Origin of the sequence: Lysobacter yananisis, assembly GCF_031199375.1 — a bacterium.
Classification (GTDB): domain Bacteria; phylum Pseudomonadota; class Gammaproteobacteria; order Xanthomonadales; family Xanthomonadaceae; genus Lysobacter; species Lysobacter yananisis.
Window position 1 is genome coordinate 3,553,333 of sequence record NZ_CP133568.1, and the last position, 25,828, is coordinate 3,579,160.

At 68.1% G+C, this 25,828-nt stretch carries 22 protein-coding genes and 3 tRNA genes; 21 read left to right on the forward strand and 4 right to left on the reverse strand.

What is annotated here, in order from left to right:
- Positions 1 to 63: 63 nt before the first annotated feature.
- Positions 64 to 140: transfer RNA gene (locus RDV84_RS14835), tRNA-Asn, on the forward strand.
- 120 nt (positions 141 to 260) lie between these two features.
- Here the strand turns inward: RDV84_RS14835 and RDV84_RS14840 are convergent.
- Positions 261 to 797, reverse strand: coding sequence for a GspH/FimT family protein (locus RDV84_RS14840; RefSeq protein WP_309150775.1), 537 nt, complete (start codon positions 795 to 797; stop codon positions 261 to 263).
- 242 nt (positions 798 to 1,039) lie between these two features.
- Between RDV84_RS14840 and RDV84_RS14845 the strand changes: the two genes are divergently transcribed.
- The 9 genes from RDV84_RS14845 (at position 1,040) to RDV84_RS14885 (ending at position 11,936) form a co-directional block, all read left to right on the forward strand.
- On the forward strand, positions 1,040 to 1,570 hold the full coding sequence (locus RDV84_RS14845) for a GspH/FimT family pseudopilin (protein WP_158229892.1): 531 nt from the start codon (positions 1,040 to 1,042) through the stop codon (positions 1,568 to 1,570).
- A complete protein-coding gene (gene pilV, locus RDV84_RS14850) occupies positions 1,567 to 2,076 on the forward strand; it encodes a type IV pilus modification protein PilV (RefSeq protein ID WP_078997905.1) in 510 nt (169 codons plus the stop codon). The genes RDV84_RS14845 and pilV overlap by 4 nt, the downstream gene beginning before the upstream one ends.
- A complete protein-coding gene (locus RDV84_RS14855) occupies positions 2,073 to 3,272 on the forward strand; it encodes a PilW family protein (RefSeq protein WP_231736145.1) in 1,200 nt (399 codons plus the stop codon). Before pilV ends, RDV84_RS14855 begins: the two co-directional genes overlap by 4 nt.
- A 70-nt stretch (positions 3,273 to 3,342) precedes the next feature.
- Positions 3,343 to 3,783 carry a pilus assembly PilX family protein gene (locus RDV84_RS14860; protein ID WP_057950202.1) on the forward strand — a complete coding sequence of 147 codons (441 nt, stop codon included), beginning with the start codon at positions 3,343 to 3,345 and terminating at the stop codon, positions 3,781 to 3,783.
- Between the two features lie 33 nt (positions 3,784 to 3,816).
- Positions 3,817 to 8,406 (forward strand): pilus assembly protein, encoded by a 4,590-nt coding sequence (locus RDV84_RS14865; RefSeq protein WP_250449551.1) that lies wholly within the window; start codon positions 3,817 to 3,819, stop codon positions 8,404 to 8,406.
- Between the two features lie 20 nt (positions 8,407 to 8,426).
- Positions 8,427 to 8,891, forward strand: a complete 465-nt coding sequence (locus RDV84_RS14870; protein WP_309150776.1) for a type IV pilin protein — start codon at positions 8,427 to 8,429, stop codon at positions 8,889 to 8,891.
- A 165-nt stretch (positions 8,892 to 9,056) separates the two neighbouring features.
- Positions 9,057 to 11,087, forward strand: coding sequence for an excinuclease ABC subunit UvrB (gene uvrB / locus RDV84_RS14875; protein ID WP_078997903.1), 2,031 nt, complete (start codon positions 9,057 to 9,059; stop codon positions 11,085 to 11,087).
- Positions 11,088 to 11,245: 158 nt separating this feature from the next.
- Positions 11,246 to 11,320, forward strand: a tRNA-Val gene (locus tag RDV84_RS14880).
- Between the two features lie 454 nt (positions 11,321 to 11,774).
- Positions 11,775 to 11,936 (forward strand): hypothetical protein, encoded by a 162-nt coding sequence (locus RDV84_RS14885; RefSeq protein ID WP_157490410.1) that lies wholly within the window; start codon positions 11,775 to 11,777, stop codon positions 11,934 to 11,936.
- Between the two features lie 120 nt (positions 11,937 to 12,056).
- Here the strand turns inward: RDV84_RS14885 and RDV84_RS14890 are convergent, their stop codons facing one another.
- Entirely contained in the window at positions 12,057 to 13,184 is a 1,128-nt protein-coding gene (locus RDV84_RS14890) for an MvdC/MvdD family ATP grasp protein (RefSeq protein ID WP_250449552.1), read from the reverse strand.
- An 11-nt stretch (positions 13,185 to 13,195) separates the two neighbouring features.
- The gene (locus RDV84_RS14895; protein ID WP_250449553.1) at positions 13,196 to 15,058 is read right to left on the reverse strand and encodes an ABCB family ABC transporter ATP-binding protein/permease; all 1,863 of its coding nucleotides are present in this window, start codon (positions 15,056 to 15,058) and stop codon (positions 13,196 to 13,198) included.
- A 661-nt stretch (positions 15,059 to 15,719) separates the two neighbouring features.
- On the opposite strand from RDV84_RS14895, the gene thrS reads away from it, so the two are divergent.
- The 11 genes from thrS to RDV84_RS14950 all read left to right on the forward strand — a co-directional run bounded on the left by thrS (position 15,720) and on the right by RDV84_RS14950 (position 24,594).
- Positions 15,720 to 17,618: a threonine--tRNA ligase gene (gene thrS / locus RDV84_RS14900; RefSeq protein WP_057948388.1), complete on the forward strand. Its 1,899-nt coding sequence runs from the start codon at positions 15,720 to 15,722 to the stop codon at positions 17,616 to 17,618.
- Positions 17,619 to 17,711: 93 nt separating this feature from the next.
- A complete protein-coding gene (infC, locus tag RDV84_RS14905) occupies positions 17,712 to 18,245 on the forward strand; it encodes a translation initiation factor IF-3 (protein ID WP_394541351.1) in 534 nt (177 codons plus the stop codon).
- Between the two features lie 292 nt (positions 18,246 to 18,537).
- Positions 18,538 to 18,735, forward strand: a complete 198-nt coding sequence (rpmI, locus tag RDV84_RS14910) for a 50S ribosomal protein L35 (RefSeq protein WP_027083463.1) — start codon at positions 18,538 to 18,540, stop codon at positions 18,733 to 18,735.
- Positions 18,736 to 18,747: 12 nt separating this feature from the next.
- Positions 18,748 to 19,107 (forward strand): 50S ribosomal protein L20, encoded by a 360-nt coding sequence (rplT, locus tag RDV84_RS14915; RefSeq protein WP_057948387.1) that lies wholly within the window; start codon positions 18,748 to 18,750, stop codon positions 19,105 to 19,107.
- A 91-nt stretch (positions 19,108 to 19,198) separates the two neighbouring features.
- Complete coding sequence (locus RDV84_RS14920; protein WP_309150777.1) at positions 19,199 to 19,681, forward strand: hypothetical protein; 483 nt, start codon at positions 19,199 to 19,201, stop codon at positions 19,679 to 19,681.
- A gap of 16 nt (positions 19,682 to 19,697) precedes the next feature.
- Positions 19,698 to 20,723, forward strand: a complete 1,026-nt coding sequence (pheS, locus tag RDV84_RS14925) for a phenylalanine--tRNA ligase subunit alpha (RefSeq protein ID WP_057948385.1) — start codon at positions 19,698 to 19,700, stop codon at positions 20,721 to 20,723.
- A 134-nt stretch (positions 20,724 to 20,857) separates the two neighbouring features.
- A complete protein-coding gene (pheT, locus tag RDV84_RS14930; protein ID WP_309150778.1) occupies positions 20,858 to 23,251 on the forward strand; it encodes a phenylalanine--tRNA ligase subunit beta in 2,394 nt (797 codons plus the stop codon).
- Positions 23,252 to 23,296: 45 nt separating this feature from the next.
- Positions 23,297 to 23,611 carry an integration host factor subunit alpha gene (locus RDV84_RS14935; RefSeq protein WP_036101930.1) on the forward strand — a complete coding sequence of 105 codons (315 nt, stop codon included), beginning with the start codon at positions 23,297 to 23,299 and terminating at the stop codon, positions 23,609 to 23,611.
- The gene (locus tag RDV84_RS14940) at positions 23,592 to 23,948 is read left to right on the forward strand and encodes a MerR family transcriptional regulator (RefSeq protein ID WP_057948383.1); all 357 of its coding nucleotides are present in this window, start codon (positions 23,592 to 23,594) and stop codon (positions 23,946 to 23,948) included. The genes RDV84_RS14935 and RDV84_RS14940 overlap by 20 nt, the downstream gene beginning before the upstream one ends.
- A 118-nt stretch (positions 23,949 to 24,066) precedes the next feature.
- A tRNA-Pro gene (locus RDV84_RS14945) sits at positions 24,067 to 24,143 on the forward strand.
- A 265-nt stretch (positions 24,144 to 24,408) separates the two neighbouring features.
- The gene (locus tag RDV84_RS14950; RefSeq protein WP_309150779.1) at positions 24,409 to 24,594 is read left to right on the forward strand and encodes a hypothetical protein; all 186 of its coding nucleotides are present in this window, start codon (positions 24,409 to 24,411) and stop codon (positions 24,592 to 24,594) included.
- Positions 24,595 to 24,709: 115 nt separating this feature from the next.
- Here RDV84_RS14950 and RDV84_RS14955 read toward each other — a convergent pair whose 3' ends face one another.
- Entirely contained in the window at positions 24,710 to 25,708 is a 999-nt protein-coding gene (locus RDV84_RS14955; RefSeq protein ID WP_309150780.1) for a TraB/GumN family protein, read from the reverse strand.
- Positions 25,709 to 25,828: the final 120 nt, after the last annotated feature.

A 25,828-nucleotide genomic window follows, 5' to 3' on the forward strand; every position in this document is an offset into this window, starting at 1 on the left:
ACGCAGCTTCATCACCATGAAGTGTTGACGCCGGGGTGCTGAATCAGCATCATATGCAGCCCCGCCCGAATAGCTCAGCCGGTTAGAGCACTTGACTGTTAATCAGGGGGTCGTTGGTTCGAGTCCAACTTCGGGCGCCAGATTCGAGAAGGCCGCGAGCAATCGCGGCCTTCTTTTTTGCGCGCGCGAAAGCGTCGCCGTCCCGCGGGGTGTTGCGGATAGCGGACGGTCCCGCGCCGTCCGCGCAGGCCGCATCGCGCTCACTCGTCGCGGCAGCGCGCAGTGTCCGCCGCGCTGGCATCGCGGACCTGGAATCCGCCTGCGCTATCGCGCCGCAGCACCCAGGCGCGGGGGGCGCTGCGCAGGTCGCACAGCAGCCAGGGCGTGTCGGCGAGAACGCGGCCGCTGCCGGCTTCGAAACGGACCTGCACCGGGCCGCGCAGCGCGCGCAGGCGCAGGTGCGAGGGCAGGGGCAGTTCGCGCCGCAGCAGTTCGTCGGCCGGGTCGAAGATCCGATTGCGGCTGTGGTCGGCGAACGCCATCAGGCCGCGGCTCCAGTCGAGCTGCTGGCGGCAGTGGAAGTAGATCCAGCGCACCGGGCACAGCAGCACCGGCGAGCCGGTGCGCGCCGCGTGCTCGCCGGCCTGCCGGTACAGGCCGGCCAGCCCCTGGGCGAAGGATCGCGCCGACAGGTGGTGGAAGCTGGCGTTGGGCCCCGGGCTGACCAACAGGCTCAGCAGGTTGGCGAGCAGGAACGCGGCGACGAATTCGTACGCGTCCAACGTCTTGATTCGCATAAGCCTTTCCTTGGCGGGCGCGCATCCTTGCGTGTCTGGGAAGCTTGGCCGCCCACGCTTGTCCGCGGCCAGCGGCGCAGCGCGCGACCGCCGGTAGGGCTAAGCCGTGACGCCTGTCGGACTATTCCTAGGCTCAAAAACCACTGACTGACTCCGCCTGACCGCTCGTCGGTGTGGCACCTTTTGTAGGTAATTCCGACTGTTAGCATCCGAGCCGTCTTGGAATGGGGAAGCGCGCGTCCATGAGCAGGCGGCGAACTGCCGGTTTCACCCTTATCGAACTGCTGGTGACGATCGCCATCGGCGCGGTTCTGATCGGCCTGGCCCTGCCCAGTTTCACCGACGCGCTGCGTTCCAGCCGGGTGACCTCGGCGGCGAACGAGTTCTCCGCCTCGGTGGCGCTGGCGCGCAGCGAGGCGATCCGCAGCGGCCGCACCGGCTACATGTGCGCGAGCGTCAACGGCACGAGCTGCGGCGGCCAGTGGAACGACGGCTGGCTGGTGTGGACCGATCTCAACAACAACGCCGTCGCCGACGCCGACGAGCGGCCGCGCCGCACCGAGAGCGTGCGCGACGTCGACCTCACCGCGACCGCGTCAGCCGGCGGCAGCACCACCGCATTGAAGTTCGACAACCGCGGCCGGCTCAGCGAAGGCGGCAAGCGCGATTTCGTGCTCAAGGCCGTGTCGTGCCGCAGCGGCGCCAACCAACTGCGCAAGTTCGAACTGTCGACCACCGGACAGGTCACCATGGAAAAGGACAAGTGCCCATGATCGTCACCGTCCGTCGCGCCGGCGCTCCGCGCGCGCGCAACCAGCGCGGCTTCTCGATGATCGAGGTGCTGATCGCGGTCCTGGTGCTCGGCCTGGGCCTGCTCGGCCTGGCGATGCTGCAGACCTTGAACGTGCGCTACGCGCAGAGCGCCAACTACCGCACCCGCGCCACCAACCTGGCCTACGACCTGCTCGACCAGATCCGCGCCAACCGCGCGCTGGCCCTGCAGTTCGAGAACACCGTGACCAAGGACAGCTTCGCCAGCGTGACCGGCAAGCAGTGCACGCGCCCGATCACCACCCAGGACGGGCTGATCACCACCGAGGAGAACGCGATCCGTTGGCGCTGCCAGGTGCGCGCCGCGCTGGGGCCCGAGGCCTACGCGATCGTCCGCCGCAGCAACAACGAATACAGCATCGAAATCGCGTGGAGCGACCTGCAGGGCGCCGCCGGCAAGCAAGACGGCTACTACAACGGCAAGATCAACGTGAAGACCGAACTGTGAAGACTTCCCATGCTCAACACGGCCTGTCGCTGATCGAGTTGATGGTCGCGCTGGCGATCGGCGCGATGCTGGTGCTCGGTCTTTTGCAGGTGTTTTCGGCTTCGCGCACGGCGTACCAGCTGTCCGAAGGACTGGCCCGGGTGCAGGAGAACGCGCGCTTCGCGGTCGATTACATGCAGCGCGACCTGCGCATGGTCGGCCACCAGGGCTGCGTCAACGACCAGGCGCGGTTCCTGACCAACCCGGCCGGCTTCCGCAGCACGTTCGTCGCCGAGACCCAGCCGACCGAAGCGCAGTTCGCCGCGGCCGCGGCGCAGCTGCAGTTCCAGGTGTCGGTGCAGGGCTACGAGGCCCAGGGGACCGCGCCGGGCGGCTCGGTGACCCTGCCGACCAGCGGCGCTTGGGCCGGTTCGCCGGCGCTGCCGACCTACATCAAGAATCTCAGCCCCGCGCCGGCGGCCGGCAGCGACGTCGTCGTGCTGCGCTACTTCTCGCCCGAAGGCGTGCCGCTGGAAACCTTCGCGTCCGGCACCACGACCACGATGACGGTGGAGAAGGACCGTTGGGACAAGGTGATCGCCTCGAGCGGCCTCGCCGAGCCGGCGATCCTCGGCGTGGCCGATTGCATCGGCGCGACCGCGTTCCAGGCCAGCGCCATCGTGGCCTCGGCGAACAAGGTCACGGTGTCGGTTGCGGCGACCGGCCTGAACAAGTCGTCGATGATCACCGACAACTTCACCACCGGCCAGGCGATGCTGTACCGCGCCGAGTCGGAGGTGTTCTACGTCGCCTATCGCGCCGACGGCAACCCGGCGCTGTTCCGCGCCCGTTTCAGCGCGACCAAGAACGGCACGGCGGTGACGCCGGTGATCGAGGAACTGGTGCGCGGCATCGAGAACATGCAGCTGATCTACGGCATGGACAGCCAGGCCAACAGCGCGCTGCCGCCGACCGGCTTCATCGCCAGCCAGATGGTCGCCGACAAGGTCCAGACCGGCGCGTCGACCGTGCCTTGGCGCCGCGTCGGCCTGGTCCAGGTGGCGCTGTTGAGCCGCGCCAACACTCCGTCCGCCGCGCTCGCGCCGGCCGAGTTGCCGCGCCTGCTCGGCGTGCAGGTCACGCCGCCCACCGATACGCGTTACCGCGCCGTGTACGAAACCACGATCGCCATGCGCAACCGCCTGTACGGGAACTGAGGAGAACTCCGTCGTGAACAACCGCCTGCGCCACGGATCGCTCCGTTCCCCCCGCCGCCAACGCGGCGCGGTGCTCTACATCGCCCTGATCATGCTGATCCTGCTGGCCTTGCTCGGCTTGGTCGGGATGAAGGTCAGCGGCCTGCAGGAACGCATGTCGACCAACTACAGCAACGTCAACGCCGCGTTCCAGGCCGCCGAGCAGGTCGCCCGGGCCAAGGAGTCGGACATCCAGAAGACCTTGTTCGCCGGCAGCGGCGTGTACGAGGCGAACCAGGAAATGTGCTCGCCGACGTTCGACCCGATGACCTGGTCGGACCCGGCCGAGAACACCAACAGCAAGGACGTTTTCACCCGGCGCATCGACAAGTGCTTCGCCGGCTCCAGCATCAAGGTCGGCAACAACAAGAGCGAAGAGACCAGCAACATCTACCAGGTCAGCGCCCTCGGCGGCGACCGCGATGCCAATGCCTCCTCGATCGCGGTGATCGACACCGTGTTCATCCCCTGACGGCGGCGAGAGACTCCCATGCGAATTCCTCATTTGATCAAGATCGCTGGCCTGTTGCTCGGCATCGGCGTGCTGATGTCCCGCGGCGACGACATCGTCGCCGGCGTCACCGATTACGAAATCGAGCAGGCGCCGCTGTTCATCAAGGGCGTGCAGCCGCCGCTGATGATGATGGTGATGTCGCGCGACGAGCAGCTGTTCATGAAGGCGTACGCCGACTACACCGACCTCGACGGCGACGGTCTGCTGGATACGACCTATCAGAACAAGTTCTCTTATTCCGGTTACTTCGACCCGGATCTTTGCTATAGCGGCAGCGGCACCCAGTTCAAGGCCAGCGGCGCGGCGACCAACCACCAATGCAGCGGCCAGTGGAGCGGCAACTTCCTCAACTGGGTGACGATGAGCCGTTTGGATATCGTCCGTTACGTGCTGTACGGAGGTTCGCGCTCGGTCGACAACGCGACGACCACGGTGCTGACCCGCGCGCACATCCCGAACGATCTGCACGCCTGGGTCAAGGTCTATAGCGCAAGCGACATCAACAAGTACACCCCGCTGAGCGGAACGCAGTCGTTCTGCAACATGTCCAAGGGCAACGGCGGTTCGCCGCTGATGCGCGTGGCCAGCGGCAACTGGAGCGAATGGGCCTCGACCTCGGTGCTGCAGTGCGCGACCGACAGCGAGGCGCCCAACGACGATGCCAAGCAGGACAGCCCCAGTTCGACCACCGACTACGTCGTGAGCGTGGAGGTCTGCAATCCGGCCAACAACGCGGTGCGCGAAAGCTTCTGCCAGAAGTACGGCAGCGGCACCGCGACCACCTACAAGCCGACCGGCCTGCTGCAGACCTACGGCGAGAACGGCAGCGTGCGTTTCGGCCTGATCTCGGGCAGCTTCTCCGCGCCGCGCTCCGGCGGCTTGCTCCGCCGCAACATCGGCCGCTTCGCCGGCAACGTCGCCGACAAGGTCTGCCAGCCCGGCGACGAAGTCGACACCACCACCGGGATTTTCTGCCCGACGGCCGATGCCGCCGCCGGCAGCGTGGTGAAGACCATCGAGCGTTTCAAGCTGGAGAAGTGGAACAACGGCTATTGGTCGGATTGCACCACCTGGGGCATCCTGAACCGAAACGGCATGCCGGTCGGCAACGGCTTCCTCAACAATCCCGGCACGGTCGGCAGCGGCCAGAACTGCAGCGCGTGGGGCAACCCGCTCGGCGAGATGTACGCGGAGGCCCTGCGCTACATCCGCAACGAATCCAAGAGCGCCGATTTCGGCACCGGCACCGACCTGTCCGGGTTGCCCGCGCCGAACTGGCTCGATCCTTACCGTACGCCGGATTCGGGCGGCAACAGCTATTGCGCCAAGTGCAACATCCTGGTGCTGTCGACCGGCCTGAGCTCGTTCGACAGCGATGAGCTGGGCAATATGCGCGACGCCGCGGTGACGGCGACCGATGCGCTCGGCGCAAACGAAAAAATAAACGACGGCAGCTACGTGGTCGGCCGCGTGGTGGCCAACGCCGCCGAGTTGAACGTCGGCAAGAGCGTCAACACTTACGAGGACATGTGTACCGCCAAGACCGTGCCCAGCCTCGGCCGGGTGCGCGGCATGTGTCCCGACATTCCGTCGATGGAAGGCAGTTACCTGATCTCCGGCATGGCCCATAAGGCCTGGACCACCGATCAGCGTCCGGGGCTGCCGGGCAAGCCGGCGAGCGAATCGGTCAAGGCGCGTACCTTCGCCGTGGCGCTGGCCGAGAACCTGCCGAAGTTCGACATCCCGATCGGCAACGGCAAGATCACCCTGACCCCGCTTTGCCAGGCTCACGACAGCGGCGGGGCGACCGCGAGCAGCGTCAATTGGCGCAGCTGCTTCCTCGGTGCGGTCGGCATCGGCACCAAGAAGTCGGTGACCAACAGCAGGTTCACTTACGGCCGTCCGCTCGCCGACGACGGCAAGGCCGGCAGCTTCTCGCTGGTGTGGGAAGACTCGCTGTGGGGCAACGACCACGACAACGACGTGGTCTCGCTGATGACGTACTGCGTCGGCGCTTCCTGCGGCGATTTCAGCAACACGCGCCAGCACATTTGCTGGAACTCCCCGTCGGCCGCGTGCTCCGGCGGCAATCCGACCGTCGGCGCCGACGAGGCGCTGGTCCGCATCGAGAACCTGTCGGCCTACGCCGGCAACGCCATGCTCACCGGTTTCGGCGTGACCGGTTCCAACAACGACGGCCAGCAGCGCGTGGCGCTGCGCCCGGGCGGCCAGGACGGCAGCATGCTGACCAAATCCGACAACGCGCCCGGCGGCTGGAGCCGGCCGCAGGTGATCAAGTACAAGCTCGGTAACTCGGGCGCCAAGCTGCTGGAAAACCCGCTGTTCTACGCCGCCAAGTACGGCAGCTTCAGGGACGCCAACGGCAACGGCGTGCCCGACGCGGGCGAGTGGGATTCGCGCGTGGCCGGCACCCCGGACAACTTCTTCCTCGCCCGCGATCCGTCGCGCCTGAAGGAAGAGCTGCGCAAGATCTTCGACAGCGTCGCCAACGACGGCAACCGCCCGACCGACAGCTCGACCTCGGGCGCGCGCCTGAGCGACGGCTCGTTCACGATCGAAGCGCGCTACAACATCGGCAGCAACAACGATTGGACCGGTACCGTGCGCGGGTTGAAGATCGACGCCAACGGCGTCACCGACACCGCCAATCCGCTGTGGGACGCGGCGGCCAAGCTGCCGGCCGCGCGCAACATCGCGGCGATGACCGCGCCGACCACCTACAACACGGCCGGCATCGCCACCGCGGTGGCGGCCAAGAACTTCGTCGCGACCAACCTCGGCGCCAACGACGACGCGCGCTTCAACGCGCTCGGCCTGACCAGCGGCCGGCGTTTCTGGGACACCGCCCCGGTGACCGGCGACGACGTGGTCAACTACCTGCGCGGCACCAAGTCGAAGGAGCAGTCCAGCAAGGGGCCGTTCCGCACCCGCTCGACCAACTTCGGCGACATCATCAATTCCGCCGCCGAAGCGGTGACCTTGCGCGCCGACTACGGTTACGGCACCTGGTCGTACAAGGCCACCTCGGGTTGGCGCAAGGACCTGGGCGATTCGTACAAGACCTATCTCGCGGCCAAGCGGCAGACCGGGCGCAAGCCGATGGTCTACGTCGGCGCCAACGACGGCATGGTCCACGGCATCGACGCCACGCCGGACGCGACCGGCGGCACCGAGATGTTCGCGTACATCCCGTCGCAGTCGCTGCGCAAGATGGGCCAGCTGGCCAATCCCGACTACACGCACCAGTACTACCTGGACGGCGCGCTGACCAGCGGCGACGTGGCGTTCAACGCCGCGGGCGACTGGCGCACCGTGCTGATCGCGGCGATGGGCGCGGGCGGGCGTTCGATCTCGGCGCTGGACGTGACCAGCGCCGACCAGACCAACGGCTTCAAGCCCGCGAACGTACTGTGGGAGATCAGCGGCGACCAGCTGCCCGACCTGGGCCACGTGCTCGGCAAGGCGACCATCGCGCCGATCTCGACCGCGACCGGCCCGAAGTGGGTGGCGATCTTCGGCAACGGCGTCAATTCGAACTCCGGCGCGCCGGTGCTGTTCGTCGTCGACATCAAGACCGGCGACGTGCTGCGCCAGATCAAGCCGACCGGTGCCGGCTACGCAACCCGCAACGGCCTGATGAACATCGTCGCGGTCGGCCTGAACAACACCGACGGCCTGGCCGACACGGTCTACGGCGGCGACATGCAGGGCAATGTCTGGAAGTACGACCTGTCCAACGCCACCGCGTCCGCGTGGAGCATCGCCTACTCGGGCGCGCCGCTGTTCACCGCGCGCGACCCGAACGGCAACGGCCAGCCGATCACCGGCGCGATCGAAGCCTCGCGCGGCCCGGGCGGCGGCGTGACCCTGTTCTTCGGCACGGGCCAGTACTTCGCCAAGGGCGACAACATCACCTCGACCAAGGTGCAGTCGCTGTACGGCATCTGGGACAACCTGGGCAGCGCGATTCCCAGCAGCAGCCGCGCGTCCTGGCCGATGGTGCAGCAGACCATCACCTCCGGCGGCATGTCGGGCGTCTACAGCACCCGCAACATCACCCGCAACGCGGTCAACTATCCGGAGAAGCGCGGCTGGTTCGTCGACCTGGTCGTCGACGGCAACGGCAAGGGCGAACGTTTCATCGGCACGCCGCGCCTGCAGAACGGCCGGGTGTTCTTCACCAGCTACGAGCCCACCGGCGAGATCTGCAATCCGCTCGGCGTCAACTGGCTGTACGGCATGAACGTGTTGACCGGCGGCGCGGCGATGGAAGGCGTGGCGACCTCGCCGGGCGGCGCTTCGGTCGGCACCTCGCAGACCGGCGGCCTGTCGCTCAACAACGGCGAAGACCGCTCTCCGCCCACGCGCAACACCAACCTGCTGCTGCCGCAGCCGAAGCAGCGCGACATCATCAACTGCACCGGCGTCGAATGCACCGCCGACAAGCTGCGCGGGCAACTGCAGGCCCAGCAGTGCACCTTGGTGCTGACCGCGGCCGGCGCCGATCCGCTGTACCTGCCCCGTCCCTGCGGCCGCCAGTCGTGGCGCCAGGTCCGCTGATTCTTGCCAGGACATACGTCATGACCCGCACTGCCGCTTCCGCGCCGCGCCACCGGACCCTGCCTCGCAGGGTCCAGGGCTTCACCCTGATCGAGTTGATGATCGCCGTGACGATCGTCGGCATCCTGGTCGCCATCGCGTATCCGGCCTATACCGACTCGGTGCGCAAGTCGCGCCGGGCCCAGGCCAAGGCCGATCTGGCCGAACTGACCCAGCGCGCCGAACGCTGGTATACGGCCAACAACAGCTATGCCGGCTTCTTCGCCAGGGTCAAGACCGACAACATGGACTACTCGCCGCGCACCAAGCCGCGCGCCCAGGCGTTCTATGTGATCACCCGCGATGCCGGCGCCGACACCGCCGCCAGTACCTTCACCCTGACCGCGACCGCCCAAGGCGACCAGGCCAGCGACGCGTGCAAGAACCTGACCATCGATGCGACCGGGAAAAGGGGCACCAGCTCCAGCCGTACCGACTGCTGGTAAATCCCGCGCTATCGCCTGCCTCGCCGATGCCCGTCCCGCCGCCGCGGGGCGGGCATCGGCGTTTTGGCGGCCGCGATAGCGCGCCGGCGCGGTGAGGTAAGCTGGAAAGTCGCCCGTACCGTCCCCATCTGGTCCAGGCCTCCCCCGACTTCGCGACCGGCCCCGATGAACGATTCCAGCGCTCCCAGCGGTTTCCGACTGGTGGCTCCGTACCAGCCCGCCGGCGACCAGCCGCAGGCGATCGAACGGCTGACGGCCGGCTTCGACAACGGCCTGGCCCACCAGACCTTGCTCGGCGTCACCGGCTCGGGCAAGACCTACACCATCGCCAACGTGGTCGAGCGGGTGCAGAAGCCGACCCTGGTGATGGCGCCGAACAAGACCCTGGCGGCGCAGCTGTACGGCGAGTTCAAGGCGTTCTTCCCGCACAACGCGGTCGAATACTTCGTCAGCTACTACGACTACTACCAGCCCGAGGCCTACGTCCCGTCCAGCGACACCTTCATCGAGAAGGACAGCTCGGTCAACGAGCACATCGAGCAGATGCGGCTGTCGGCGACCAAGGCCCTGCTCGAGCGTCGCGATGCGCTGATCGTGTGCACGGTCTCGGCGATCTACGGCCTGGGCGACCCGAACGAATACTTCCGCATGGTCCTGCACATGGTCCGAGGCGAGCGCATCGACCAGCGCGAGCTGATCCGCCGCCTGACCGAGATGCAGTACACCCGCAACGACACCGAACTGCGCCGCGCCACCTACCGCGTGCGCGGCGAGGTCATCGACGTGCACCCGGCCGAAAGCGACGCCCAGGCGCTGCGGATCGAGCTGTTCGACGGCGAGATCGAGAACCTGACGATCTTCGATCCGCTGACCGGCGAAAGCCTGGAGAAGGTGCCGCGCTACACGATCTATCCCGGCTCGCACTACGTCACCACGCGCCGCACCGTGCTCGACGCGATCGAGACGATCAAGGCCGAGCTGCGCGAGCGCCTGGAGTACCTGTACGCCAACAACAAGCTGGTCGAGGCCCAGCGCCTGGCCCAGCGCACCCAGTTCGACCTGGAGATGCTGGCCGAGGTCGGCTACTGCAACGGAATCGAGAACTACTCGCGCCACCTCAGCGGGCACATGCCTGGCGAGCCGCCGCCGTGCCTGTTCGACTACCTGCCGCCCGACGCGTTGCTGGTGGTCGACGAGTCGCACGTGACCGTTCCGCAGATCGGCGCGATGTACAAGGGCGACCGCTCGCGCAAGGAGACCCTGGTCGAGTTCGGCTTCCGCATGCCCTCGGCGCTGGACAACCGGCCGCTGCGCTTCGAGGAGTGGGAAGGGCGCTCGCCGCGCTCGATCTTCGTCTCGGCCACGCCGGGCCCGTACGAGCTGCGCAAGTCCGAGGACCAGATCACCGAACTGGTGGTGCGCCCGACCGGCCTGGTCGACCCGCAAGTGGAGATCCGTCCGGTCGCGACCCAGGTCGACGACGTGCTCGGCGAGATCCGCGAGCGCGTCGCCATCGGCGACCGCGTGCTGATCACCACCCTGACCAAGCGCATGGCCGAGAACCTCACCGAGTACCTCGGCGAGCACGGGGTCAAGGTGCGCTACCTGCACTCGGACGTGGACACGGTCGAGCGCGTGGAGATCATCCGCGACCTGCGCCTGGGTAAGTTCGACGTGCTGGTCGGCATCAACCTGCTGCGCGAGGGCCTGGACATGCCCGAGGTGTCGCTGGTGGCGATCCTCGACGCCGACAAGGAAGGCTTCCTGCGCTCGGCCGGCTCGCTGATCCAGACCATCGGCCGCGCCGCGCGCAACCTGCGCGGCAAGGCGATCCTCTACGCCGACCGCATCACCAACTCGATGCAGAAGGCGATCGACGAGACCGACCGGCGCCGGCAGAAGCAGGTCGAGTACAACGAGCAGCACGGCATCGTGCCCAAGTCGGTGGCCAAGGCGGTGGTCGACATCATGGAAGGCGCGCGGGTCGATCCCGAGGCGCTCAAGGCGCGCGGCAAGGCGCGGCGGGTGGCGGAGGAGCAGGCCGAGTACGCGGCGCTGTCGCCGGCCCAGTTCGCGGCCCGGATCAAGCAGCTCGAGCAGCAGATGTACCAGCACGCGCGCGACCTGGAGTTCGAGCAGGCCGCGGCGGTGCGCGACCAACTGCGCCAGCTCAAGGATGCCGGCTTCGGCGCCTGATCCGCCGGGGTTCGCCGCTGGTTCGCCGCCGGCGTGCGGCGGCGGGGCGAGAGGACGGCCGCAACGGATGCGGCGGCGCAAAAAACGCTTGTCCCGCGCCGGGCTCTGGGCTAGACTGCGCTCCCTTCGCCGGGGAGCTTCACGCAAAATTCGGCGACGGGCGATTAGCTCAGCGGTAGAGCACTACCTTGACATGGTAGGGGTCACAGGTTCGAACCCTGTATCGCCCACCAATTCGGAACGCGAACGGCGGAGCCCCTCGGGCTTCGCCGTTTTTCTGTGCGCGGCCGGGTCCGGTCGCTGCGGTCCGCGGCGGTCCCGAAGCGGTGTGCCGTCGCCGCGTCGTCCACCGGGCCGCCGCCGCGTGCCGCCCGAGGTCCCGCCCGGGGCTCGCGTTTTTTCCCGCAAACCAGGGATTTTCGCGGCCGCGGCCACCGTTCGCGCAGCCCTCAACGACCGTCACTTTTTCTTCACGGTCGGCAAGCATTGAGGTGGCTTTCTTTGCCGAGTTTGGCTTGCGGATTGGGTGCTTTCGTTGTGGCTAACTGCTTGCCCCGTCGCGCTTTTTTAGGACGTACCGGTTCGTGCTGGAACAATTGACAGGTGCGGGCGTCTTGCCGCCTGCGAACGCGGCTTCCTATCTTCGGATGGCGGCGATCCGCCGCCTTGCTAACGGAGTAGTAGGTTATGAGCGAACAGACCCGCCTGATCGGCCGCATGGTCGCGATCGAATCCGAGCAGATGGAAGGCGCCGAGCAGAATGCCGCGTTCGTGGCCGCGACGACCTATCGCCGCACCAGCCCGTTCAACGAGATCGATTTCGCCGACAACGGCGACCAGATCCCGTAATCCGGTACGCGCCTGCCGGGCGCGACCCGGTACGCCGGACTACGCGAAACAAAACGGGCCGGGAGGCGTCGCCTCCCGGCCCGTTCGTTCGTGCGCGGCCGCGCGGGCGCGGCCGGGCGCTCACTCGCGCATCTGGAACACCTGCGGCAGCGGCACGTGGCGCCGCGCGTCCGGCTCGGCCTCGCCGCGTTCGCCGCGCGATTCCCAGTAGTCGCGGTAGCGGTAGACCGGTTCGCGCCAGTCGTAGACGAAGGCCGGGTCGCGGCTGCGGATGAATTCGACCGCGCAGTCCATCAGCTGCAGGCCGGGATTGATCGCCTCCAGCCACATGAACTGGCCCATCTCGTTGACTTCCAGGAACACGTAGCGGCCGTCGCGGGTGACCACGATGTCGATGCAGCCGAACACCAGTCCCAGCCGCGCCATGACCTGCAGGCAGCGCGCCTGCACCGCCTCGGGCAGGGCGTAGCGCTCGCAGCCCATGCGTTCGTCGAATTCGTTCGCGCGCCAGTCGGTGAGGTAGTCGCCGTCGCGCTGGGAATGCAGGCGCGCGGCGATCGCGGTGCGTCCCATCACCGTCACCCGCAGCTCGTAAGCCTTGTCCAGCAACGGTTGGTAGATGCCGGGCGCGTTCGACAGCGCGGCGTCCTCGCGCAGCAGTTGCTCGGTCAGCGGCGTGGTGAAGGTGCCGCGCACCTTTTCTTCTCCTTCGCTGATCCAGGCCGCCGCGGTGATCGGCTTGTAGATCGCGCGGCCTCCGTGCTCGCGGTAGAACGCGCGGATCGCCTCGGGATCGTTCGAGATCAGCGTCGGCGGCGTGTCCAGGCCGACCGCGGCGGCGTGGTGCAGTTGCACCGCCTTGCGGTCGGCCAGCGCCTTGGCCTGGATCGGGTTGATCCAGAAACGCTCGCGCTGGGCTTCAAGCAGGTTGATCGTGGCGCGCACGAACTCGGTGGATTCCAGCTGCGAGAAGCGGATGTCGGCCGGATGCAGCTGGGCCGAGGGCTCGGGCTGGTACCAGCGGCGCAGCCACACCGTATCGACGTCGGCGGTGTCGAAGGCGCGCTCGTGGCGCAGGCAATACAGCGACACCGCCGCGGGGCCGCCGCCGGTGCGCAGGCTGACGCCGTGTTTTTGCGGATAGTCGTGGGTGTACCACACGTGCACGCGCTCGCCTTCGTTCTCCAGCGCCCAGGCCACCGATCTGGCGTGGATGTCCCAGGGGTCGGAGACAATCAATGTCGTCATGCGGGTTTCCTTCAGTCGGTAAGGGCGGGGTGTTCGTCGGCGTGCCGGGCCCGCGGCGCGCCGTCGTCGCCGGCCGCGGGCGCGAGGCCGGGCGGGCGGCGTTGCTGCATCGCCCACAGCGCGGCGTAGCGGCCGCCGGCGGCGAGCAGTTCGGCATGGTCGCCGCGTTCGGCGATGCGGCCGGCTTCCAGCACCACGATCTGGTCGGCGTCGACCACGGTCGACAGGCGATGGGCGATCACCAGCGCGGTGCGGCCCTGCGCGGCCTGGCGCAGCTCGCGCTGGATCTCGCCTTCGGTCTGCGCGTCCAGCGCCGAGGTGGCCTCGTCGAAGATCAGGATCGCCGGCCGCTTGAGCAGGGTGCGGGCGATGGCGATGCGCTGCTTCTCGCCGCCGGAGAGCTTGAGCCCGCGCTCGCCGACGCCGGTGTCGTAGCCCTGCGGCAGGGTCTGGATGAAGTCGTGGATGCGCGCGGCGCGCGCGGCCTCCAGCACTTCCTCGCGGCTGGCGTCGGGGCGGCCGTAGGCGATGTTGTAGTACAGCGATTCGTTGAACAACACGGTGTCCTGCGGAACCACGCCGATGCGCCGGCGCAGCGAGTCGGCGGTCACCTCGCGCAGGTCCTGGCCGTCGACGGTGACCCGCCCGCCGTCGGGGTCGTAGTGGCGGTACAGCAGCCGCGCCAGGGTCGACTTGCCCGCGCCGGTGCTGCCGACCACCGCCACGGTATGGCCGCTGGGAATGACCAGGTCGATGCCGGCGAGGATCTCGCGCTCGCCGTAGCGGAACGACACGTTCTCGAACCGGACCTCGCCGCCGCCGACCCGCAGCGCCGGCGCGCCGGGACGGTCGACCACCTCCACCGGCTCGTCGAGCAGGGCGAACATGCGCTCCAGGTTGGCCAGCATCTGCTTGCCTTCGCGGTAGACCACGCCGAGGTAGCTCATCGGCGCGGCCAGTTGCAGCAGGTAGGCGTTGACCAGGACCAGGTCGCCCAGGCTCATGCGCCCTTCGACCACGCCGTCGGTGGCGCGCCACAGCAGCGCCGTCAGGCCCAGGGCGATCAGCGCCGACTGGCCGATGCCCATCAGCGAGGCCGCCTTCAGGCTGCGTACCGCGCTGTCCTCCAGCGTGCGCAGGCGGCGGTCGAAGCGCTCGGTCTCGAAGGCCTCGTTGTTGAAGTACTTGACCGTCTCGTAGTTCAGCAGCGAATCGACCGAGCCGGCGCTGGCCTCGGTGTTGGCCTCGTTCATCTCCCGGTACCAGCGCAGCCGCCACTCGGTCATGCGGTAGGTGAACGCCATGTACAGCGCCAGCGTGACCAGGGTGATCGCGGCGAACGACAGGTCGTAGCCGGCGACCAGGATCGCGACGATCAGCGCCAGTTCGACCAGGGTCGGCACGACCATGTACAGCACGGTGTCGAGCAGCTCGGAGATCGAACCCATGCCGCGCTCCAGGTCGCGGCCGACCGCGCCGGTGCGGCGGTCCAGGTGGAAGCGCAGGCTCAGCGCGTGCAGGTGCTCGAACACCCGCAGCGCGACCTCGCGCGAACTGCGCGCCATCACCCGCGCGAACACCACGTTGCGCAACTCCTGCAGCACCGAGGAGGCCAGCCGCAGCGCGCCGTAGGCCATCAGCAGCGCGGCCGGCACGGTCAGCGGGGTCGGCTTGAGGTCGAGCGCGTCGATCAGCTCCTTGAGCACCAGCGGCAGCCCGACCAGGGTCGCCTTGGTGCCCAGCACCAGCAGCAGGCCGGCGACGAGCCGGCCGCGGTAATGCCATACGGTCGGCGCCAGGCGCCGCAGCACCGCGAAGGCGGAGGCGCTGGCGGTCGGCGCGGCGGGGGAGGGGGCGGGCGTGTCGTCGCTCATCGTGGGCCGGGAGCGGTTCGGCCGAAAGCGGCCCGATCGAAGGTGGTCTGATCGACGGCGGCCCGATCGAAGGCGCTCTGATTGAAGCTGGCCCGATCCCGGCCCGCCCGGTCGTGCCCGACCTCGCCGTAAACGGCCGCGCCGCGGCCGGATATCGATGCCGGCATCGCCGCCGCGCGGTTGCGCCAGGCGCGTCCGGCTTCCCTGATTCCCATCACGTCCCCACGCAGATGGCGTCCTTGATGCATCCACATTAACGCAATGCCGCGCGCTTTCCGTGTGCGGCCCGTCGCGGTCCCTGCCGCACCGGACCTGCCAAATCCGACGGCGGCGAACGGTTGACTTGCCCCCGCCGCGTCCCCAACTATTAGCGCCTGCGACGCGGCATCCGGCCGCGCCCTCCCGAGAGCCCCAGGTGGCCCGCGCCAACGCGCCGGCCGAGCGTGCGACATGGACACTACCCGCGCCCACCGCTGATCCCCGCGCAGGCCCCGCTCACGCAGGCGCCCTCGCGGCGCTTTTTTCTTGTCCGGTCGCCGGATTCTTCGACCACCCCCCCTTGTAGGCGCGGCGCCCGCCGCGACTCCGTCCGCGCCCGTCGCGCCGCAACCCGGCCGCGCGCGCCGGCGCCTCCGACCCACGCCCTGCGAACCACGAAGCCATGATCGCCATTACCCTCCCCGACGGCAGCCGCCGCGAATTCGACCACCCCGTTTCCGTCATGGACGTCGCCGCCTCGATCGGCGCCGGCCTGGCCAAGGCCACCGTCGCCGGCGAAGTCGACGGCAAGCTGGTCGACGCCAGCGACCGCATCGACCACGACGCCAAGCTGCGCATCATCACGCCGAAGGACCCCGAAGGCGTCGAGATCATCCGCCACTCCTGCGCCCACCTGGTCGGCCACGCGGTCAAGCAGCTGTACCCGACCGCGAAGATGGTGATCGGCCCGGTCATCGAGGAAGGCTTCTACTACGACATCTGGTACGAGCGCCCGTTCACCCCGGACGACATGGCCGCGATCGAAGCGCGCATGATCGAGCTGATCGACAAGGACTACGACGTGATCAAGAAGGTCACGCCGCGCGACGAGGTCGTCGCGGTGTTCCAGTCGCGCGGCGAGGACTACAAGCTGCGCCTGGTAGAGGACATGCCCGACGAGAAGGCGATGGGCCTGTACTACCACGAGGAATACGTGGACATGTGCCGCGGTCCGCACGTGCCCAACACGCGCTTCCTCAAGGCGTTCAAGCTGACCCGCATCTCCGGCGCGTACTGGCGCGGCGATTCCAAGAACGAACAGCTGCAGCGCATCTACGGCACCGCCTGGGCCGACAAGAAGCAACTCGCCGCCTACATCCAGCGCATGGAAGAGGCCGAGAAGCGCGACCACCGCAAGATCGGCAAGCAGCAGGACCTGTTCCACCTGCAGGAAGAAGCGCCGGGCCTGGTGTTCTGGCACCCGAAAGGCTGGTCGATCTGGCAGGTGGTCGAGCAGTACATGCGTAAGGTCTACCGCGACAGCGGCTACGGCGAAGTGCGCTGCCCGCAGATCCTCGACGTGTCGCTGTGGCAGAAGTCCGGCCACTGGGACAACTACCAGGAGAACATGTTCTTCACCGAGTCGGAGAAGCGCACCTACGCGATCAAGCCGATGAACTGCCCGGGCCACGTGCAAGTGTTCAACCAGGGCCTGCACAGCTATCGCGATCTGCCGATCCGTTACGGCGAATTCGGCGCCTGCCATCGCAACGAGCCGTCCGGCGCGCTGCACGGCATCCTGCGCGTGCGCGGCTTCACCCAGGACGACGGCCACGTGTTCTGCCTGGAAGACCAGATCGAAGCCGAAGTCACCGCGTTCCACCGGCAGGCGCTGGCGGTGTACGCCGATTTCGGTTTCGACGACATCCAGATCAAGATCGCGCTGCGCCCGGAATCGCGCCTCGGCGACGACGCCACTTGGGACAAGGCCGAAGGCGCGCTGCGCAGTGCGTTGTCGGCGTGCGATGTGCAATGGCAGGAACTGCCGGGCGAAGGCGCGTTCTACGGTCCGAAGATCGAATACCACTTGAAGGACGCGATCGGCCGCACCTGGCAGCTCGGCACGATGCAGGTCGACTTCATGATGCCGGGCCGCCTGGGCGCGGAATACGTCGACGAAAACAGCCAGCGGCGCACGCCGGTGATGCTGCACCGGGCCATCGTCGGCTCGATGGAGCGTTTCATCGGCATCCTGATCGAACACCACGCCGGCCAGTTCCCGGCCTGGCTGGCGCCGGTCCAGGCGGCGGTGCTCAATATCACCGATGCCCAGGGCGATTATGTGGAAGAGGTCAGGAAACTCCTTGCAAATCAAGGGTTCCGGGTCGAGGCCGATTTGCGAAACGAAAAAATCGGCCGTAAGATTCGCGAGCACACGCTGCAGCGCGTGCCGTACCTGCTCGTGGCCGGCGACCGCGAGAAGGAGACCGGCACGATCGCAGTGCGTACGCGGGGTGGGGAGGACCTGGGGACGATGACCGTCGCCGAGTTCGCTTCGCGTCTTATGAGCGAGCGAGCCTGACCCGGCCGGCCGCCGCCCGCGCGCAGCGTCACAACCTCCGTCCCGGTCAGGCCGGGACGGCCCCAGGCGCGTAACATCGCGTTTTTATTGGAGATTGCAACAATCAGTACCCCTGAGAAGCCGAATCGAAAGAACCAGGAAATCCGCGTCCCGCGCGTGCGCGTGATCGGCAGCGACGGCGAGATGATCGGCGTGCTCACGCGCGACGAAGCGCTGCGCATGGCCGAAGAGGAAGCCCTGGATCTGGTCGAAATCCAGCCCAACGCCGATCCGCCGGTCTGCAAGATCATGGATTTCGGCAAGTTCCGCTTCGAGCAGCAGAAAAAGGCCAACGAGGCCAAGAAGAAGCAGAAGCAGGTCGAGATCAAGGAACTCAAGTTCCGTCCGGTCACCGACGAGGGCGACTACCAGATCAAGCTGCGCAACATGCGCCGTTTCCTGGAAGAGGGCGACAAGGTCAAGGTCAACATCCGCTTCCGCGGCCGCGAGATGAGCCACCAGGAGCTCGGTCGCGAGATGGCGGCGCGGATCGAGGCCGACCTGGGCGAGGACATCGTGGTCGAGTCGCGTCCGCGCCTGGAAGGGCGGCAGATGGTCATGATGATCGCGCCCAAGAAGAAGACCTGAGCCGGGTCCTTCCCCGTCGCCGGGGAAGGGTCGCGGACGCGGTCGGGGTGGGAGCGCGGCTCCCAATCCCCTGATTTGCCTGAAGATATTTGCAAGCCCGGCCTCCAGCCCGCATACTATGCGGCCCGGTTCGCCGGGTTTGTTGTATGCAGATGCACGGACCTGTCGTAGATTCTTTGTAAATCAGCGACTTACAAGCCGGCAAGGGCAGGACGGAAAGAGTGGCCGCACGCATGCCGTGCCCAGCCACCGCCCAGGCCAGTGACATAAAACCATCCGAAAGGACATCGCAATGCCCAAGATCAAGACCAATCGGGCGGCGGCCAAGCGCTTCCGGAAGACCGCTTCCGGCAAGTACAAGTGCGGCCACGCCAACAAGAGCCACATCCTCACCAAGAAGGCGACCAAGCGGAAGCGCAACCTGCGGCAGACGAACCATGTTCGTGCCGAGGACGCGGGCCGTCTGGACCGCATGCTTCCGTATTTGTGAGGAGACTGAAAAATGGCACGAGTTAAGCGTGGTGTTACGGCGCGTCGCCGTCACAAGAAAATCCTGAAGCAGGCCAAGGGCTACTACAACGCCCGCCGCAAGGTCTTCCGCGTCGCCAAGCAGGCGGTGACGAAGGCCCTGCAGTACGCCTACATCGGTCGCAAGCAGAAGAAGCGCAATTTCCGTTCGCTGTGGATCACCCGCATCAATGCGGCGGCCCGCATCAACGGCATGAGCTACAGCCGATTTATCAACGGCCTGCTGAAGGCCGGCATCACCCTCGACCGCAAGGTGCTGGCGGACATCGCCGTGCACGACGCGAAGGGTTTTGCGGCTCTGGCAGAGAAGGCGAAGAGCGCGCTCGCGGCTTGATGCGGGTCCCTCCGCAAGAGCCCGCACATCCATGTGCGGACTTTTGAAAGAGGAACCACAAGGCATGGGGAAGGGCGCGAGTCCTTCCCCATTGTCGTTTCTGGGCCCGCGACATCGGGCCGTCGGACCCACCCAGGAGGATGCGATGAAAGGAATTTCCAGTTACGGCCGGTCCGGCGTGTGCGCGCTGGCGTTGTTGGGCGGCATGGCGGGGTCGACGGTCGCCGCGGCGCGCGACAAGGCGGCCGAGGAAACCGAGAACCTGCAGCGCTTCGCCGAGGTGATGCTGGCCAAGGGCCGCAACGAGCAGTGCACGGTGCTCGACGAAGCGCGCACCCGGCAGCTCGACGACGACGTCACCGCGATCCTCAAGAAGCTGGAGAAGCGGGTTTCGCCGCAGAAGCTGCTCGGGGTGGCGCTCAACGCGACGGTCGCGACCGGCGAGCCGGCATCGGCGGCGAACTGCGACGAGGCGGCCCGGCAGTCGGTCGAGGCGGGCAGCGAACAGGCGCGGACCTGGGCGGACGAGCTCCGCGGCCGGCGATCGCGAGGCAATTCAACGCAAGGCAAGTGAAAGGAACCTTGAGCACATGGCGCAGATCGAGCAACTGACCCAGCACGCGCTGGCCGAGATCGCGGCGGCGGATTCCCCCGAGGCCATCGAGGCGCTGCGCGTGTCGCTGCTCGGCAAGTCCGGCAGCGTCACCGCCCAGCTCAAGCAGCTCGGCGCGCTGCCGGCGGACGAACGCAAGGCCGCCGGCGAGGCGATCAACAAGGCGCGCGACGCGCTGACCGATGCGCTGGCCCGGCGCAAGAGCGCGCTCGACGATGCCGCGCTCGACGCGCGCCTGGCCGCGGAAACCATCGACGTGACCCTGCCGGGCATCGACGCCGCGCGCGGCGGCCTGCATCCGGTCAGCCGCACGATGGAGCGCATGGCCGACATCTTCGGCCGGCTCGGCTTCGAACTGGCCGACGGCCCGGAGATCGAGGACGACTGGCACAACTTCGAAGCGCTCAACTTCCCGCCGCACCATCCGGCGCGGGCGATGCACGACACCTTCTATTTTCCGCCGGACAGCGCCGGCGTCGCCCGCCTGCTGCGCACCCACACCTCGGGCATGCAGGTGCGCTACATGCTGCAGGCCGTTGCCGATAAGAGCGGGCCGCCGCTGCGCATGATCGCGCTGGGCAAGGTCTACCGCAGCGACAGCGATCAGACCCACACGCCGATGTTCCACCAGTGCGAAGGCCTGCTGATCGACGAGCATTCCAGCTTCGCCGACCTCAAGGGCACCCTGGCCGAATTCGTGCGCGCGTTCTTCGAGCGCGATTTCGAAATGCGCTTCCGCCCGAGCTACTTCCCCTTCACCGAGCCCTCGGCCGAGGTCGACATCGCCTGGCAGCAGGCCGACGGCAGCACCCGCTGGCTGGAAGTGCTGGGCTGCGGCATGGTCCACCCGAACGTGCTGCGCAACGTCGGCATCGACCCGGAGCGCTACACCGGCTACGCCTTCGGCATGGGCGTGGAGCGGCTGACCATGCTGCGCTACGGCGTCGACGACCTGCGCAGCTTCTTCGAGAACGACGTGCGCTTCCTCAGGCAGTTCGCCTGAGGCAGGGGGCCGGGGAGCGGGCGATCGCAAGCGCGAGCGCCCCGGTTCCGCCGGCCCGCCCCGTTTGCGCGCCCCGTTTGCGCGCCATCCGTCCGCCGCTCGATTCCCCCATTCCCGATTCCCGGTCCATCCCCATGAAATTCAGCGAAAACTGGCTCCGCCAGCACGTCCCGACCGCCGCCACGCGCGATGAGCTCGCCGCGACCCTGACCGCGATCGGGCTGGAAGTGGAAGAAGTGACCGCGCTCGGCGCGGCGCTCGACGGCGTCGTCGTCGCGCGCATCGTCAGCGCCGAAAAGCATCCGGAAGCCGACCGCCTGCAGGTGTGCTCGGTCGATACCGGCAGCGGCACGGTGCAGATCGTGTGCGGCGCGCCGAACGCGCGCGCCGGCTTGATCGCGCCGTTGGCCACGGTCGGCGCGAGTCTGCCCGGCGGCATGGCGATCAAGGCCGCCAAGCTGCGCGGCGTGGAATCCTTCGGCATGCTGTGTTCGGCCAAGGAACTGGGCATCGACGCCGACGCGTCCGGCCTGCTGGAACTGCCGGCCGACGCGCCGGTCGGCCAGCCGCTGGCGCAGTACCTGGGCCTGCCCGACGCCAGCATCGAGATCAAGCTGACCCCGAACCGCGCCGACTGCTTCAGCGTGCGCGGCATCGCCTTCGACGTCGCCGCCGCGACCGGCAGCGCGGTCGCGCCGCTGGCGATCGAGCCGGTGCCGGCGACGATCGACTCTGCCCTCGCGGTCGAGCTCGACGCCGGCGCCGATGTGCCGCGCTACTGCGGCCGGGTCATCGAAGGCGTCGACGCGACCGCGCCGACGCCGGTGTGGATGGCCGAGCGCCTGCGCCGCAGCGGCGTGCGTCCGGTGTCGTTCCTGGTCGACGTGACCCAGTACGTGATGCTGGAGATCGGCCAGCCGATGCACGCCTTCGACCGCGACACCCTGGCCGGCCCGGTCGGCGCGCGCCGCGCGCGCAAGGGCGAGGCGACGCAACTGCTCAACGCGCAGGAAGTGGCGCTGGACGAGCAGTTCATCGTCATCACCGACGGCGCCGGCGCGGCCCAGCGCGTGGTCGCGCTCGGCGGCGTGATGGGCGGCTACGACAGCCGCGTCACCGACGCCACCGTCAACGTGTTCCTGGAAGCGGCGCACTTCGCCCCGGCCGCGATCATCGGCCGCGGCCGCAAGCTCGGCCTGCACACCGACGCCGGCCACCGCTTCGAGCGCGGCGTCGATCCGGAGCTGCCGCGCACCGCGATCGAGTACGCGACCCGGCTGATCCTCGACATCGCCGGCGGCGCCGCCGGCCCGCTGACCGAATCGGCGCTGCCCGAGCACCTGCCGCAGCCGCGGCCGGTGGCGCTGCGCCGTGCGCGGCTGGCGCGCGTGCTCGGCCTGAGCGTGGCCGACGCCGAAGTCGAGCGCATCCTGCAGGCCCTGGGCCTGGCGGTGGAGCGCAGCGACGATGGCTGGAGCGTGACCGCGCCGAGCCGCCGCTTCGATATCGCCATCGAAGAGGACCTGATCGAAGAGATCGCCCGCATCCACGGCTACGACCGCATCCCGACCACGCTGCCGGGCGGCGCCTCGCGCCTGATCGCGCCGAGCGAAACCCGCGTCGATGCGCCGACGGTGCGCCGGCAGATGGCCGCGCGCGACTACCTGGAAGCGGTCAACTACGCCTTCGTCGACGCCGCCTGGCTGCAGCTGTGGCAGGCGGGCGAGGGCGCGGTGGCGCTGGCCAACCCGCTCAGCGCCGAGCTCGGGGTGATGCGCACGATGCTGCTGCCGGGGCTGGTCGCCGCGCTCGCGCGCAACGCCGCGCGCCAGCAGGATCGGGTGCGCCTGTTCGAGCTGGGCAACGTGTTCCACGCCGCGGCCGCGGCGCCGCTGGAGACCCCGCGCATCGCCGCCGCGGTCTGCGGCGACGCCCGCGCCGAGCAGTGGGGGCGGGCGGCGCAGCCGGTCGGCTTCCACGACCTGCGCGGCGACCTCGACAGCCTCGCCGCCGCCGCCGGCGCGCGCCTGGAGTACCGCCCGAGCGCGCCGGCGTGGGCGCATCCGGGCCGCAGCGCCGATGTCTGGCGCGTGGACGGCGGCCGCGAGCAGCGGCTGGGCTGGATCGGCCAGCTGCATCCGCGCCTGCAGCGCGCGCTGGATCTGGACGTGGAGGTCGTCGCCTTCGAACTGGATCTGGGCGGATTGGTCGAACGCGCCATCGCCAAGGCCGGGGCGCAGTCCAAGTACCCGTCGGTGCGCCGCGATCGCGCGTTCATCGTCGCCGATACGGTGCCGTGGGCGGCCATTCAGGCCACCGTCCAGGCCGCCGCCGGGCCCAGCCTGCGCGAGTTGGTGCTGTTCGACCGCTACCAGGGCAAGGGCGTGGAAACCGGATTCAAGAGTCTCGCTATGGGCTTGATTCTGCAGGATGAATCGCGCACCCTGACCGACCGGGACGTGGATGCCGTGGTGGCCGAAGTGACCGCCGCGGTGGAGCGCGAACACGGTGCCAGGCTGCGCGCCTGACGCCTCGCGCGGCCGTCACGGTCCGGACGTTATTCAGAGGTCACCATGGCACTTACCAAAGCGGAAATGGCGGAGCGTCTGTTCGACGAAGTCGGACTGAACAAGCGCGAAGCCAAGGAGTTCGTCGACGCGTTCTTCGATGCGTTGCGCGAAGCGTTGGAGCAGGGGCGCCAGGTCAAGCTGTCGGGTTTCGGCAACTTCGATCTGCGCCGCAAGAACCAGCGCCCGGGCCGCAATCCGAAGACCGGCGAGGAGATTCCGATTTCCGCGCGCACGGTGGTGACCTTCCGCCCGGGCCAGAAGCTCAAGGAGCGGGTCGAGGCGTACAGCGGAGGCGAACATGCTGGATCCGGGCAGTAACCGCGAACTTCCGCCGATTCCGGCCAAGCGCTACTTCACCATCGGTGAGGTCAGCGAGCTGTGCGACGTCAAGCCGCACGTGCTGCGGTATTGGGAGACCGAGTTTCCCACCCTCAACCCGGTCAAGCGCCGCGGCAACCGCCGTTATTACCAGCGCCACGAAGTGCTGATGGTGCGGCAGATCCGCGGCCTGCTGTACGAACAGGGCTACACCATCGGCGGCGCGCGCCTGCGCCTGGAAGGCGAGGCGGCGAAGGACGAATCGGCGCTGTCCTCGCAGATCGTCAAGCAGGTGCGAATGGAACTGGAAGAAGTGCTGCAGCTGCTGCGGCGCTGAAAGGGCGGGAACGGGGAAGGAAAAGCCGCGGTTCGCCGCGGGCGTCCGGTTCCCCATTGCAGCCACAAGCGGCTATACTTGCCGCCCGCTCGCATGAGCGGATCTTTGCAAGCGACGTCGGGGCATAGCGCAGCCTGGTAGCGCATCTGCCTGGGGGGCAGAGGGTCGTCGGTTCAAATCCGGCTGTCCCGACCATCTTGCGAAACGCAGTACCGAGACCCTGGCGAACGCCGGGGTTTTTCGTTTCCGGCGCCTGGGTTTTTGGGTGGCGGGGCTTTCAGGCTCGATGCTTTCCGCTCAGCCGCTCAGCCGCTCAGCCGCTCAGCAGTTCTGCAGGGTTCCGGCTGCCGAGCCCGCATCGCAGCCCCTGCGAAGCCCGCGCGCGATCATGGCCGAACCGGCCCGAAGGCCGCGTCCCCGAACCGGCGGGGCCCGATGCCGGCGCTGCGAGGAAGCCGCGATGACCCCGACGCCTTTGGAACGCACCGGCGAATTCGAGCGCACCGACAACGGCTGGCTGCTCAAGTTCTGGACCCGCGAAGACGCCGGCCTGCGTCTGCGCCATGAGGTGTTCGACGACACGCCGGCGTTGCTGCGGCGGATCTACGAGGTGTTCGGTCGGGGCGCGCCGGGGGCGGCCGGCTGAGCCGGGAGGGCTTGCGGCGGCTGAGCGGAAAGCATCGGGCCTGAAGGCCCTCCCACGACAGGCTCTGGTGGGAGGGCCTTCAGGCCCGACGCCTTTCGATCCGGTCGCCGAAAACTCAGGGATCTTCGACCGTGTATCCCGCATCGCGCAGCTTGTCGAGCAATCCGCCGCTCTCCAGCAGATCCGCCACAGGCAGCGAGGCGAAGGTGCTGTTGTTCTTGGCGATCGCCTCCTGCGCGCGTTCGAGCCAGTTCGCGGTCACGCGCTGGCGCAGGTCGCCGAGGTTCAGGCGCCGGGCCACGCCGGTCGCGGCCAGCGCTTCCAGGCAGGTGCGGTACTGGTCGCCCTGCGGCAGCGTGCGCAGGGTGGCGATGTCGCCGACCGCCCAGGCGTTGCCGCGCGCGCGCATCGCTTCCAGGTCGGTCTCGATGCGCGAGAGCGTCTTGGCGAAGCACTCGCGGTCGTCCATCGCGCTGTCGGCGAATTCCTTGAGCGTGGCCTTGGGGTCGTCGATCTTCAGCGTCACCCGCGCCTCGGTTACCGGCACGCCGTGCTGCTTGGCCGCCTTTTCCACCACCGGCTGGACCACGTCCTTGAGCGACAGCCCGGATTGCTTGATCGCCGCCTCGTAGAGCTCCTGCGCGGCGAAGATCGGCCGCCATTTCTCGACCCCGCCGTCGCGGCCGATGTAGCGCGCCTTGAGCGCGCTCCAGCGCGCGTACAGGTCGGCCGGCACCACGTCCTGCAGGGTCTTGCCGTCCGGGTTCTTGCGCGCCTTCAGCGCGGTGGGAATCAGCATCATGGTGCGGAACATGCCCAGCTCGGTGCCGAGGCTGACCGAGGGCGGGGCGATGACTTCCTGCGAATCGGCGATGGTCGCCTCGACCTGGCGCGACAGCCAGGTCATGTCCTTGGGCAGCGGGCTGACCGTGCCGAGGATCCACAGCACGTGGCCGCCGCGGGTCACCTTCCACAGGCCGGGGCCGGGTTGTTCGCCGGTGACGACCAGGGTGTCGAGGTCGCGGATGTCGCCGGCCGGGGGCGGCGTCGGCGTCTGCGCCGCTGCGGCCGGCAGCAGCGCCAGCAGGGCGAGGGCGGTGAGGGCGCGGCGCATCCTTGGCGTTCTCTGGAAGGTGAGGGAGGGCGACGGTGTCGGGCGAGCGGATCGTAGCCGGTTCGCCGCGCCGGCGGTATGCGCCATCTGTAACACGCCCTGGCGCTTTCGCGGTGCCGG